Below are 12,194 nucleotides of genomic sequence, written 5' to 3' on the forward strand. Positions count from 1 at the left end.
CCCTACGCTCCGAATCCAGGGAATTGCCTTCGTATGATGCCACGAGGATGGTCCTCGCCGCCCACCCGCGCAGACTGGCTGATACGCTCGATAGCCGGCTTTCCATGCCCGTTGTCCGCCGCCTGCAAAGCTGCGCGCGCCTGCATGACCGAATTGCGCCGTTGCTGATCCAGCAGCAAGCCGGCGGCTCAAACGATGTGCCGGCAGACAATGCGACCGCCCTTGCGGAGCGGCGAGCGACATTCGAGCGTCTGTTCCTGGCCGATCTGAAGGAAGCATCGTCGTTCGCCGGCGCGGCCTGGCATGCCCAGTCCCTTCGCCAAATGATCCGCGGCCGCGACGTCGCCGATCTGATCGCTCAAATCGGGCAGCGATCCCATGCATTCGGGTTGCGCCGCGACGGCGTCGTGCCTGCGCTGCGTTCCGTTGCACCCGGCATTTTGGCTGAACGCATCGCACGCGATGGCTATGCGTGCCTCCACGTCTGGTTTTCGTCCTTCCCGCCGCCAATGCGACAGCAACTGCATGTTCGGCTTCCGCCCGAAAGCGCCTCGTATCCCGAATGGAGCGACGCGGAGCAGAAACTGGCGCTTGGCCTGATGGATCCTGTGTTGTCAGAACTCGACGGGTCGACGAATGCCTCCGAATGAGCCGCCGGCACGTCCCAAGTTGAAACCATGCGGCCCGGTCGTGCGAGCCGAGGAGTTCAATCATTGGCGCGAGGCAACAGGCGCGGTCGATGCCGCACACCAGTATCTGAAGTCGATGCAAGAACTGGCCCAGGCTGCATACGAGCAGGAGAAGCAGCGGGGATTTCTTGAGGGTCGCGAGGCCGGTGCCAGCGAGGCCGCGCAAGTCGCGACCAATCTGGCCGGCGAAGCCGCGCGTTATCTCAATGAACTCGAGCGCACCGTTCCGTCCATGATCATCGTCATTGTCGAGCGCATTCTCGGCGCGTTCGACGAGACCGAGTTCGTGACGCGCGCCGTCCGACAGGCAGTAACGACGCTGGTGGGAACCGATATACGCCTGCGCGTCGCGCCGGAGATGGTGGAGCCGCTGCGCCGGTCGCTTGACGAAGATGGCTCCTGTGACGCCCGCCTGCTGCGCGTGGAGGCTGACGCCGGCATCAAGCCCGGCGACTGCCAGATCGTGACCCAGAGCGGCAACATCGACGTCGGCCTTGCCGCGCAGAGCCGGGCGCTGCGGAACGACCTGCAGCAACGGCTGAGCGCGATCGAGATCGCCGGCGCCAATTGGCAACGCGCCTCATGACAGAGGAACGGCTATCGATTCGCTTCGCGTCGCAACTGCCGAGGCTGCATGACGCGGTCAAGCAGATCGACACGCGACCGGTCAGGGGCCGCGTCACCAAGGCGGTCGGCACGCTCGTCCACGCGGTCGTGCCCAACGTCCGCATCGGCGAATTGTGCACGATAGCGGATGCGCAGGCCGGGCATTCGATCACCGCCGAGGTCGTGGGCTTCACCGGCAACGGCGTCCTGCTCACGCCGATCGGCGAGCTGCATGGGCTGTCGATGCGCAGCGAGGTGATACCGACCGGCCGGAGCATGACGACACCGGTCGGCGATGCCCTTCTTGGGCGCGTTATCGACAGCCTCGGGCGTGCGCTCGACGGTGGCGCAGCGATTAACCGCCGCGAAAGCGTGCGTTCCCTGCATGGTCCGGCGCCCAATCCGCTGTCGCGGCAACTGATCGATCGCTCATTCCGCGTTGGATTACGTGCCATCGACGGCCTGCTTAGCTGCGGCGAAGGCCAGCGTGTCGGCATCTACGGAGAACCGGGAAGCGGCAAGTCCTGGCTGCTCGCCCAGATCGTCAAGAATGCCGAGGCCGATGTCGTGGTCATCGGCTTGATCGGCGAACGCGGGCGCGAGGTGCGGGAGTTCATTGCGCGGCAACTCGGCGAAGACGGACTGAAGCGGGCCGTCCTCGTCGTCGCCACGTCGGACAGGTCACCGATCGAACGGCTCAAGGCGGCGTATGTCGCGACCGCAATTGCCGAGCATTTCCGCGACGACGGGCGTCGCGTTCTGCTGCTGATCGACAGCATCACCCGCTTTGCGCGTGCGGCGCGCGAAATCGGTCTGGCTGCAGGCGAGCCGCCCACCCGTCGCGGTTTCCCGCCGTCGATCTTCGCGACCCTGCCGCAATTGATCGAGCGCGCCGGCATGGGTGAGCGCGGCTCGGTGACGGCTTTCTATACGGTGCTCGTCGAAGGCGACGGCACCGGCGACCCGATCGCGGAAGAGACGCGGGGCATTCTCGACGGCCACATTGTTCTATCGCGCGCGCTCGCGAGTTCCGGCCATTTTCCGGCCATCGACATTCTCGCAAGCCGCAGCCGGCTGATGGAGGCGGTGATCTCCCGCGAACATGGCATCGAAGCGGGGCGGCTGCGCGCCCTGCTCGCCCGCTACGCCGAGATCGAATTTCTGATCCAGGTCGGCGAGTACAGGCAAGGCGCTGACAAAGTTGCCGACGAAGCCGTCGCCAAGATCGACGACATCAGATCGTTCCTTCGGCAGCCGGCTGACGAGCGGACAACCTTCGAGGAAACCAGACGATGGATGGCGCGCCTCGCCTCATGAGCATGACAAACGTGCACGCGCTGTCGCGCTATCGCGCGCTGCGCGAGCAGCAGGCCTGCCGCCTCATGCAGGCGGATGCCGCGGCGCGCGACAGGGCGCGCGAGGCAAGTGAGGCGGCGGCGGTCGCGCTTGCCTGCGCGGAGAACGATCGAAGCCGCGGCGAACGGCGTTACTACCGCGATCTCGCAGGCAGCGCGAGCGTTACGATCGAGATGCTGTATCGCAGGCACGATGAACTGGCCCGGCTGGCCGAAGCCGTGGCGGGCGCGAACCGCCTTGCCGAGACGGCGAGCGCCAAGCTCGTACTTTGCGAACAGGCGCTGCTCCGATCCGCCGCCGAGCATCGCGCGCGATTTCGCGAAGTCAGGAAAACGCGCCTGCTGCAGGAAAAGCTCGAGAATGCCGTCCGCTCTCACATGGAGCTGATCGACGAGCTGGATACGGATGAGCAAGGCAGCATCCGGCATGCGAACAACCCCGGCGGCCGGAGCGAACGGCCGTGATGGACGCCTATGGCGCGCGTGCGTCCCATAAAGAACAGCCGCACGACGCCGACGTCGCGCCATGGCAGCCGCGAATGCTGTGCGAGCCGTCGGACCTGGCTGTCCTGAACGCCTGTTCCGTCCGGCGCGCGCCGTTCAAAGCGTCGATCGAAGGTCTGCCGATCGACATCGACCTGTCCCCCGCTTACGCGACGGAAATCGTCCCGGCCGACAGTGATTGCTTCGAAGCGAGCTGCTACTGGGGCCAATCCAGCGCAAAGGCCACGCTTGCATACGCCACCGTGCGCCGTCTCCTGGACCGGATTCAGCCGGGGCTTTCCGACGATCCTCCGGACGAGCCGACCTTGTCCATGCTCGTCGAGCTTGCGCTCGCCCCGTTGTTCGAGAAGATCGAGATTGCGACCGGCGCGTCCTTCAGGCTTCAGTCATCGTCCCGCCGCGCGTCGCGCGATCTCACGACGCCTGGTCCGCAGTTGCACCGGCTTGTCTTCCACGGCGCCCTGGACGGCGTTCCTTTCGAGCTTGGGCTTGAACTGGACGGCCCGGCCCTCGAAGACTTCGTAAGAGTCCTGCAACATGCCGCACCGGCGCGATTGCCGCTCGCGGAGACATTCGTGCCGGTCGTCGCGATTCTCTGTGCGGGCGCGGTGCGGCTACCCCTGAGCACGCTGCAGGACCTGCACCATGGCGACGTGCTGATACCGGACGAGTTTCCATTCGAGCGCGGTGAGGCCGCCCTCATGTTTGGCCATCGATATCGGGCGATCGCACGCCTGGACGAAACCGGGGCGCGCGTCCGATCCGCGCTTCAGCACAGCAAGTCCATTCAGGAGATCAATGCAATGGAGGGCAAAGGCGCACCCCGCGTCGTCGAGACGGATGATCTTGGCGATCTCGAAATTCAGCTGACCTTCGAGCTGGGCCGTCAGACGGTCGAACTTGAGCAACTCCGCATGATAGCGCCTGGCTATGTATTTCCACTCGGGCGATCGCCGAATGATCCGGTCGACATCGTCGCCAACGGACGCCGCATCGGCCGCGGCGAGATCGTGCGTGTCGGCGACGGTCTGGGCGTTCGCCTCATTCGCCTGTTCGACCATGGCTGACATACAGCCCGGCATCCTCGCGCTTATCGCAATCACCTTCGGTTTGGGATTGCTGGTGTTCGTCGTTGTGACGACGACCTCGTTCCTGAAGATCTCGGTCGTGCTGTTCCTCGTCCGTAACGCGCTCGGCGTCCAGCAAGTGCCGCCGAACATCGTTCTGTACGGCGCGGCGCTGATTCTCACCATGTATATCAGCTCACCCATCATCGAGCAGGTATACGTGCAACTCAACGACCCGACCCTGCAGTACAGGACCTTCGACGATTGGGGCGTTGCGGTGAAGCGCGCCCAGGAGCCGGTGCGGGACTATCTGAAGCGTTTTACCAGGCCGGAGGAGCGGCAATTCTTTCTTTCCGCCACCGAACGCGTATGGCCGGCAGATATGCGCAATCGCGCCACCGAGGACGAGCTCTCGATTCTTGCCCCCTCCTTTCTGCTCGCCGAGCTCAAGCGCGCGTTCGAGATCGGTTTCCTGCTCTATCTTCCGTTCATCACCATCGATCTCGTAGTAACGACGATCCTGATGGCGATGGGCATGTCGCTGGTCTCGCCGACGGTGATTTCAGTTCCGTTCAAGCTGTTCCTGTTCATCGCGATCGACGGTTGGTCGCGGCTGATACACGGGCTGGTCTTGAGTTACGCGCAGTAGCGGGAGAGCATCATCATGGAAGAAGCCAGCATTCTAACGCATATGAGCACGTCGCTCAGCCTGTTTCTCGTGCTGACGCTGCCGCCGCTGCTGGCGGCACTGGTGGCCGGGCTGATCGTCGGGATCCTGCAGGCCGCCACGCAAATCCAGGATCAGACCTTGCCGCAAACCGTCAAGCTGCTCGTCGTCGTCGCCGTTCTCGGCCTGCTTTCTCCGCTGCTTGCTGGTCCGCTGATCGATCACGCCCGGCGCCTGTTTACGGAGTTTCCAGCACTCACCACACGTTCATGACGGATAATCGGCCGCGATGACGTCAGCGCTTTCATCGGCGGATTTTCAGCAGTTCATCGACGTGGCGTTGAGTGCGTTGCTGGGGCTTGGCATCGCCGCCATGCGGACCATGGGTGTTGCGCTGGTATTCCCCGTGTTCACAAAGGCGGAGCTCGGCGGCGTCGTCCGTATGGGCTTTGCGCTCGCCCTGGGCCTTCCCGTGATGTGGCACGCGACCGAGAGCATCGCCGCGCTGGGACCGCACCAGAGCGCCCAGCTTGTGCTGATCGCAATGAAGGAACTGCTGGTCGGTACGCTGATCGGCTTCATATTCGGCGTGCCGTTCTGGGCCATTCAGGCGGTGGGCGAATTGATCGACGAACAGCGCGGCGTGACCAACGAGGACGCCAGCGACCCCGCAACGCGATCGCAAGCGTCGTCGCTGAGCATTTTTCTCGGCATCAGCGCCATCGCCGTCTTCGTCACCGCGGATGGCATGCGCATCCTGGCCGGCACCCTCTACGACAGCTACGCGATCTGGCCGGTGACGAGTTTTACGCCGAGGCTCACCCTCGACAGCGCCCTTTCGATTGCCAAGACGCTCGATCACATCCTCGGATACGCGCTGCTGGTCGGCGGCCCGGTCATCGCGCTGTTCCTGCTCCTGGACCTTTCGGTGATGCTGATCAGCCGTTCCGCCCCGCAACTGAACGCCTACGATCTGCCGCCCACCCTGAAGAACGTCGTGTTCGTGGTGTTCATCGGCATCTACGCGACCTACCTCATGGACTATATGCGCGGCGAGCTTGCAGGAACGCACGGCATCAAGAGCCAGCTCGAGCGGTTTCTGCAATGAGCGACACCAGCGAACAGAAATCGCTGCCGGCCTCGGCGAAGAAGCTTCAGGACGCGCGCGAGAAAGGACAGATATCCCACAGCCACGACTTCGTCAGCGCGGTAGGCGCGGTGGCGGCGATCGCATATTTGTGGTCGTTTTCGGGAAATATCGTCGGCCTTTGGCGAGAAGCCCTGCTGCTCGCCATCGATATGCAAAACCAGCCGTTCCAGGTGGCGCTGCCGCAACTGGGGGCAGCTCTGATCGCGCTGTGCTGGCGCACGGTCCTGCCGCTACTGGCGGTCACCGTCGCTGCGGCGATGCTGGCCAACATCGCCATCAATCGAGGGTTTCTGTTCTCTCTTGCGCCGATGACGCCAAGTCTGGAGCACATCAATCCGTTCACTGGATTCAAGCGCATCTTCGGTCTCAAGAACTGGATCGAGCTTGCGAAGACCGTCGTCAAGGGCGTCCTGCTCGGAACCACGTTGGTCATCGTCGTGGCGGGCACGCTGAACACGTTGGTTCGGCTACCGATCTGCGGCGAAGGCTGCATCGGCTTCGTGTTCGGCAGCATGGCGCAACTGCTGCTCGGCATCGGCATTGCCTTCCTCCTCGCGACCGGCCTGGTCGACATTCTGCTTCAGCGCTGGCTGTTCCTGCGCGAGATGCGCATGACGATCACGGAGAGCAAGCGCGAGCGGCAGGATCAGGAAGGCAACCCTCTGGTGCGCAGCACGCGCCGGCGTCACCGCGAGGAGCAGGCCCGGGAGCCTCCGATAGGCCCACGCCATGCCACACTGTTCGTGCGCGGCGAAAGCGTGGTGGTCGGCCTTCGCTATATCAGGGGCGAAACATCCGTGCCGATCGTGGTCTGCCGCGCAAGAGGCGCAGCCGCCCTATCGCTTCTGGACATTGCAGTGTCAGCCCGCATTCCCGTTGTCGCGGAAGCGGCGCTTGCCCGCAGCCTGCGGCGCAAGCCGCGGCTCGGTAGCGCGATCGCAAGCCAGCAATTCGAACGCGTCGCGCGCGCCATGCTGGCCGCCGGCCTCGTCTAGATGGCGCTCTACTGCGCGGGCGCAGTGCCTGCGCCACCTGCCGGCGTCGCGGGGTTGGCAGGGGGCACGCTGATGACCGTTGCTCCGCGTCCCGTCTGTGGCGAGAGCGCGGCGTTGCCGCTGAAGCCGCGATGGCGCGTCACCGGGATGGCCGCACGCTCGCCGTCGGACGGCGGCACCGCGGTACTTACGAGCAGATCCTTCGGGTCATTGACGGTGGCGGCAAGGTTCGCAAGATTCGAGCAGCCGAGCGTCGGCTCGAAGTGATTGTCGTTGGGCGACGCCGTGATCTGCAGCGAAGGACATCCCGGCGCAAGTGCAGTGTAGCGCACCGCGACGACGCGGATCGCGAAGCGGTGGCGCTCGTCGGCGGGCGCGTAGATTTCCTTCACCTTGAAGGGCGCGACGCCCATCCGGATTGCGCTTCGCGTCACCGCGTAACGTGCGCGCGGATCGATCCCGATGACGTCCACATGGATCGCATCGAGCCGGCCATGGCTCGCAGTGTATATGAAGTCTTCCAGACGGCGCCGGTCTGCCGACGTCAGGGCGCCGCCCGAGCCGCTGGAAAGCAGAAGGACGTGCGATGCGGGTGCGACCAGGACGGCCGGCGGCGTTTCGATATAGGTCTGGCAGGCGGCGGGCTGCGGCGCAAACAGGCCAACTGCGAAGAACATGATGGTCATGCGCATCCTGGTTCTCTTTGTCATTCGAGAATAAACCCATCCTGGAGCGGCCGCGTCACCTTGGCTTTGGGCGCCTGCCGCCCTGGCGGCGGTGACGCAACCCTGTTCAGAAAAACGCGGTCGACATCGGACGGCGGCGCGACGCGATCGGTCGGCGCCTGCGTTTGCGTCGCGCTGACTGCCGCCCGCACGATGTAAGGCGTGACGATGATGACGAGTTCGGTCTCGTCCTTCTGGAAGTTGCTCGACCGGAACAGCGCGCCAAGCACTGGGATATCGCCCAGCCAGGGGAATGCCGAGATGTCGGTGCTGAAGCCCTTGCGGATCAAGCCTCCGATCGCAAAGCTTTGCCCGCTGGCGAGTTCAACGACCGTGTCTGCGCGCCGCGTCGCAAGCGCGGGAATGGTAAAGCCATTGATCTGAACCTGGCCGCGACTGGAAATGTCGCTGACTTCCGGCTTCACGCGAATGCTGATCATTTCACCTGCAAGAACCGTCGGGACGAAATCAAGACTGACGCCGAAGCGCTTGAACTCGACGCTGAAGCGGTCCAGCCCCTGCGCGACCGGTATCGGAAACTCGCCGCCTGCGAGAAAGCTTGCAGGCTCTCCGGAGACCGCCGTGAGGTTTGGCTCCGCCAAAATGGCGACCAAACCTTCGGCTGCGAGTGCGTCCAGCACGGCGGAGATATTGGTGCCGCCAGCGCCAAATCCCAAAAATGCGGAGCCGGCTCCCGTCGGCGATCGGATGATTTGTCCCGCCGGACCGACGGCAGACCGGCCATTCACAAAGCCAAAACGGAAACTGCCTGTCTCCGCGGTCGCATTGATATTAAATCCGAACTCCTTGGCGACATTTCTGGCGACTTCCGCGACCCGGACCTGGAGATTCACCTGTAATGCGCCGGCAACGCGCAGCTTGTTGGTGATTATGGCTCCCGGCCCCAGGAACTGCGTCGTGATGGATTTTGCACTCTCCGCCAGAGCGGCATTGGGCACGGTGCCGCTTAGTACCGCACCATTCGGCGTGTAGGACACTTGGATCGCATAATCGCCGACCTCGCTGCGGAGCATTTCGCGCAAATCCTTGATCGGCTGGGTCACGATGACTTCGTATTCGGCGATCGCCTGCTGATTGTCGTCGAGCGCGAAGAAGCTCGTTCGACCGGCCTTCTTGCCGAAGACAAAGGCCGCGTCGTTGGACGGCGCCTGGATATCAGCGATGGCGGGATCGGCAATGAACATCGTCTTCGCGGTCTGCGAAAGCCGTATCGTCTGCCCGCGCGACACATCCAGGCGAATCTGGCCACGCTCGGAGACGACGGGCATCTGGTCTTGCGCGGCCGGCTTGCGCAAGGGAACCATGCGCACCGATGGCTGTTCGGCCGCCAACGTTTCGCTGCCGCAAGCGCCAAGAAGAGCGCAGAGCAACAATGTCCGGGCTCTTGATGGTCGAAGCTTCATCAGCACTTGTCGCCGGCCTTTTCGAGATTCACGCTTCACTGGGCGTCGTAAGCGCGATTGCAACTTCTGGTGCTCGGATGAGCTTCGAGCCCCCGCATGCGTTCCAGAACTTCGACGCGAATGAGCGCGCGTGGAGTTTCGGATTGCACGTCCTGACCTTAATGACCCGGCGATGTGCCGTCATCACGCGACGTGCTTCAGATGCGCTAAACGAAACAACGTGTGGTCGACAGAACACACGTTCATCAATCCGCCCTTCAGCCGCCATGCTCGCGCCACCTGAACGAAACGATTCTGTTACATCAGGCGCGAGAGACCTCGGAGCTCTTGCCGCTCGCAGGCTTCGTGTCGGAAACACTTGATCGTGCAAGCTCGAGAATGTAGCCGATGCCGCGGTCCGTTCTGATCGAAACCGTCGCTCCCGACTTCGAGAGGTGGCTCCTCAGCCGGTAAATGCCGACTTCCAGCGCATTGGAAGAGACTTCATTGTCATAGCTGAACAGACTCTCTTCCAGCGCGGACTTTGGAACGACGCGCCCGAACCGGCGCATCAGCACCTCCAGCAGACAGATCTCGCGCCGCGGCACCTTGACCGATGTGCCGTTGACCCACACCTGCCTTCCGCCGGGATCGAACTCGACATTGCCCGCGCGCATCACCGGTCCCAACGCGGTGGTAGGCCGCCGCAGCACGGCGCGCAGTCGCGCGATCAGCTCTTCCATGTTGACGGGCTTCAAGATGTAGTCGTCTGCACCCGCGTTCAGGCCTTCGACGCGGTCGTCGACGCTGTCCATTTCGGCTGTCAGGATCAGCGCAGGCACCGGCCATCCCGACCGCCGCCGGTGGCGAAGCCAATGGAGTCCATCGCCGTCAGGCAATTTGCGATCCAGAAGGATCGCGTCATAGGTGACTACCGCGACGGATTCGGATGCGTCCTCCAGGGTGCCGACCGAATCCGCAGTGAAGCCGTTGAATTTCAGGATATCGGAAATTACAGCGGCGACCTTCGGCTCGTCCTCGACCAGGAGCACCCGCATCTCTTGTCCTCCCAAGGCATCTGCGTGCCGCATCGGTTCGACAACCCTGCACTCAGTTGCAACTGAACACGCCGCACTTGGAGGACGGTGCGTATCGTTGCTTCTGAGCGGGTTCCCCGAACGTGCGCACTCAGCATTTCAGGAGCGTTGAACCTTTTTTAGGTGACGTTCTAATGAAGACACCGCGGCGAACCCGTTCGGCATGCTCGGACCGGGTGGCTGTCATGCGGATAGATCAAACAGAGTCTGCTCGATTTCCGGCGGAGCCTCCAATTGCGCCCGCGGAAGATCGAGACGGATTTGAGTTCCGGTTCCAGGAGTGCTTTTCGCTGTGACGTCGCCGTTCGACTGCCGGGCGAAGTGCCTGACCATGCTGAGGCCCAGGCCGCTTCCCTTGCCGACGTTCTTCGTGGTGAAGAACGGCTCGAAAATTTTCGCCGCGATCTCGGCCGACATGCCGACACCGGTATCGCTCACCGTGATACGTACATATTCGCGCGACTGCGACGCCTCCTGACCTCGGTGATCGGTCGCATGACGAATATTCTCCACACAAATGCCGAGCTGTCCCCCATTGGGCATCGCATCGCGCGCGTTGATCGCCAGATTGACGATCGCGGCTTCGAGCTGCGGCCGGTCGACGAAAACGGGCCAGCAATCCCTGTCATAGTTGGTGCGGATACGAATGTTGGCGCCGAGAGCGCATGTCAGCAGATCCACGATCGATTCGACGGTCTCGATCACATCGACGACGTCGGTCTCGATTGCCCGGCGGCGCACGAAGGCAAGCAGGCGGCCGGTCAGTTCGGCGCAGGTCTGCGCCCCTTCGAGCGCCGAGTGGAGGCGGCGGCAGGCGCCGCTGTTGTCGCGAATGAGCAGATGAAGCAGGTCAAGATTGCCGATCACCACACTCAGCATGTTCCTGAAGTCGTGGACGATGCCTCCGGTCAGGCGGCCGACGGCCTCCAGCTTGCTTGCGTGAAGCAGATCCGTCTCAAGGGACTTCCTGTCGCTGACATCAAGCCAGAACCCAAGGAGCTCGCGGCGGCCGTCCCTCTCGCTCAGGACGGCATGGTCAAAGACGTGCTTTTCTGTCCCGTCCGCGCAACGCCAGCGGTATTCGATGCTCGCGGAGCCGGCCTTTTCGATGTTCGCAAAAGCTTGGATCACCCGCCCGTGTTCTTCGGGGTTGAGTCTGGCTTCCCACAGATTCGGCTGTCTCAGGAAATCCGAACTCGAGAAGCCCGACAGACGCCGGATGCTATCGTTGGTGAAGCGCAGCCGTCGCAAACCGGGGCCGCTGCTTGCCGTGTAAAGCGCAATCGGCAACGACTGCAGCACAAGCGATTGATGCTCCTCGCGGTGACGCAGCCGCTGCTCGGCAGCGAGCCTTTCCTTCTGAAAGCGCAAATTCTCCAGGAGCAACCGTTTTTCCTGGTCGGCAAGCCGGCGTATTTCCTCGGTCTTTCGAAAGAGATCGACGAGGATGTCGATCTTCGCGCGGAGAAGTTCTGGATTGACCGGCTTGAAGACATAGTCAATTGCGCCGGCGGCACCGCCGCTCGCGATCTGTAGTTCGTCGGGATCGTAAGCCGCGAGAAAAACAACAGGAATCCGCGAAGTGCGTTGATCCGCCTTCATCCGCGCGGCCACTTGAAGCCCGTCAAGATCAGGCATGCGCATATCAAGAACAACAGCCGCAAAATCATTCTGGCGCGCGCGGCGCAGCACCTCAGATCCGGATCGCGCCTGGACGACCTCGCGGTCAGGAGCCGCCAGGATCGCGTCGAGCGCCATCAAATTCTGCGGATCATCGTCGGCGATCAGAATTTGGGGTTTCGCAGCTTGATACAAGATCCGCGGCGCTGAAGTTTCGATCAGCATTCGGCGCAGCTCCCACCGGAAACAATGCAGGCCCGCTCAGCCGAACGCCGGATTGCGAAGACCGGATCGAATGGCAGTGCGGCGTTACGGA

The 12,194-nt window shown here is 63.0% G+C and carries 13 protein-coding genes; 9 read left to right on the plus strand and 4 right to left on the minus strand.

Annotated elements, in window-relative coordinates; genetic code table 11:
- The first annotated feature begins 47 nt into the window (after nucleotides 1-47).
- The 9 genes from GWE18_RS14425 to GWE18_RS14465 are packed head-to-tail and all read left to right on the plus strand — an operon-like array spanning nucleotide 48 to nucleotide 7,033.
- Nucleotides 48-650, plus strand: coding sequence for a hypothetical protein (locus GWE18_RS14425; protein ID WP_275186397.1), 603 nt, complete (start codon nucleotides 48-50; stop codon nucleotides 648-650).
- A complete protein-coding gene (gene sctL / locus GWE18_RS14430) occupies nucleotides 637-1,275 on the plus strand; it encodes a type III secretion system stator protein SctL (RefSeq protein ID WP_275186398.1) in 639 nt (212 codons plus the stop codon). The genes GWE18_RS14425 and sctL overlap by 14 nt, the downstream gene beginning before the upstream one ends.
- Nucleotides 1,272-2,612, plus strand: coding sequence for a type III secretion system ATPase SctN (sctN, locus tag GWE18_RS14435; protein WP_275186399.1), 1,341 nt, complete (start codon nucleotides 1,272-1,274; stop codon nucleotides 2,610-2,612). The genes sctL and sctN overlap by 4 nt, the downstream gene beginning before the upstream one ends.
- 11 nt (nucleotides 2,613-2,623) lie before the next feature.
- Nucleotides 2,624-3,115 (plus strand): hypothetical protein, encoded by a 492-nt coding sequence (locus GWE18_RS14440; RefSeq protein WP_275186400.1) that lies wholly within the window; start codon nucleotides 2,624-2,626, stop codon nucleotides 3,113-3,115.
- Nucleotides 3,115-4,221 (plus strand): type III secretion system cytoplasmic ring protein SctQ, encoded by a 1,107-nt coding sequence (gene sctQ, locus GWE18_RS14445; protein ID WP_275186401.1) that lies wholly within the window; start codon nucleotides 3,115-3,117, stop codon nucleotides 4,219-4,221. The genes GWE18_RS14440 and sctQ overlap by 1 nt, the downstream gene beginning before the upstream one ends.
- Entirely contained in the window at nucleotides 4,214-4,870 is a 657-nt protein-coding gene (gene sctR, locus GWE18_RS14450; protein ID WP_275186402.1) for a type III secretion system export apparatus subunit SctR, read from the plus strand. Before sctQ ends, sctR begins: the two co-directional genes overlap by 8 nt.
- 15 nt (nucleotides 4,871-4,885) lie before the next feature.
- Nucleotides 4,886-5,161, plus strand: a complete 276-nt coding sequence (locus tag GWE18_RS14455) for a flagellar biosynthetic protein FliQ (RefSeq protein ID WP_057854893.1) — start codon at nucleotides 4,886-4,888, stop codon at nucleotides 5,159-5,161.
- Nucleotides 5,162-5,177: 16 nt separating this feature from the next.
- A complete protein-coding gene (sctT, locus tag GWE18_RS14460; RefSeq protein ID WP_275186403.1) occupies nucleotides 5,178-5,996 on the plus strand; it encodes a type III secretion system export apparatus subunit SctT in 819 nt (272 codons plus the stop codon).
- On the plus strand, nucleotides 5,993-7,033 hold the full coding sequence (locus GWE18_RS14465; RefSeq protein WP_275186404.1) for an EscU/YscU/HrcU family type III secretion system export apparatus switch protein: 1,041 nt from the start codon (nucleotides 5,993-5,995) through the stop codon (nucleotides 7,031-7,033). Before sctT ends, GWE18_RS14465 begins: the two co-directional genes overlap by 4 nt.
- 8 nt (nucleotides 7,034-7,041) lie before the next feature.
- Here the strand turns inward: GWE18_RS14465 and GWE18_RS14470 are convergent, their stop codons facing one another.
- From GWE18_RS14470 to GWE18_RS14485, 4 genes are all read right to left on the minus strand, one after another.
- Nucleotides 7,042-7,725 carry a CpaD family pilus assembly lipoprotein gene (locus tag GWE18_RS14470; protein ID WP_275186405.1) on the minus strand — a complete coding sequence of 228 codons (684 nt, stop codon included), beginning with the start codon at nucleotides 7,723-7,725 and terminating at the stop codon, nucleotides 7,042-7,044.
- Between the two features lie 14 nt (nucleotides 7,726-7,739).
- A complete protein-coding gene (locus GWE18_RS14475) occupies nucleotides 7,740-9,110 on the minus strand; it encodes a type II and III secretion system protein family protein (protein ID WP_275186406.1) in 1,371 nt (456 codons plus the stop codon).
- Nucleotides 9,111-9,484: 374 nt separating this feature from the next.
- Nucleotides 9,485-10,219 carry a response regulator transcription factor gene (locus GWE18_RS14480; RefSeq protein ID WP_275186407.1) on the minus strand — a complete coding sequence of 245 codons (735 nt, stop codon included), beginning with the start codon at nucleotides 10,217-10,219 and terminating at the stop codon, nucleotides 9,485-9,487.
- A gap of 222 nt (nucleotides 10,220-10,441) precedes the next feature.
- Nucleotides 10,442-12,103, minus strand: a complete 1,662-nt coding sequence (locus tag GWE18_RS14485) for a response regulator (RefSeq protein ID WP_275186408.1) — start codon at nucleotides 12,101-12,103, stop codon at nucleotides 10,442-10,444.
- Nucleotides 12,104-12,194 lie beyond the last annotated feature (91 nt).

Origin of the sequence: Bradyrhizobium sp. CSA112 (assembly GCF_029051645.1) — a bacterium.
Lineage (GTDB): Bacteria > Pseudomonadota > Alphaproteobacteria > Rhizobiales > Xanthobacteraceae > Bradyrhizobium.

Coding starts and splice junctions, on each gene's coding strand:
- sctQ (WP_275186401.1), top strand. CDS start 3,115: ATGGACGCCTATGGCGCGCGTGCGTCCCATAAAGAACAGCCGCACGAC.
- sctN (WP_275186399.1), top strand. CDS start 1,272: ATGACAGAGGAACGGCTATCGATTCGCTTCGCGTCGCAACTGCCGAGG.
- sctR (WP_275186402.1), top strand. CDS start 4,214: ATGGCTGACATACAGCCCGGCATCCTCGCGCTTATCGCAATCACCTTC.
- GWE18_RS14485 (WP_275186408.1), bottom strand. CDS start 12,103: ATGCTGATCGAAACTTCAGCGCCGCGGATCTTGTATCAAGCTGCGAAA.
- GWE18_RS14480 (WP_275186407.1), bottom strand. CDS start 10,219: ATGCGGGTGCTCCTGGTCGAGGACGAGCCGAAGGTCGCCGCTGTAATT.
- GWE18_RS14455 (WP_057854893.1), top strand. CDS start 4,886: ATGGAAGAAGCCAGCATTCTAACGCATATGAGCACGTCGCTCAGCCTG.
- sctT (WP_275186403.1), top strand. CDS start 5,178: ATGACGTCAGCGCTTTCATCGGCGGATTTTCAGCAGTTCATCGACGTG.
- GWE18_RS14470 (WP_275186405.1), bottom strand. CDS start 7,725: ATGCGCATGACCATCATGTTCTTCGCAGTTGGCCTGTTTGCGCCGCAG.
- GWE18_RS14465 (WP_275186404.1), top strand. CDS start 5,993: ATGAGCGACACCAGCGAACAGAAATCGCTGCCGGCCTCGGCGAAGAAG.
- GWE18_RS14425 (WP_275186397.1), top strand. CDS start 48: ATGGTCCTCGCCGCCCACCCGCGCAGACTGGCTGATACGCTCGATAGC.
- sctL (WP_275186398.1), top strand. CDS start 637: ATGCCTCCGAATGAGCCGCCGGCACGTCCCAAGTTGAAACCATGCGGC.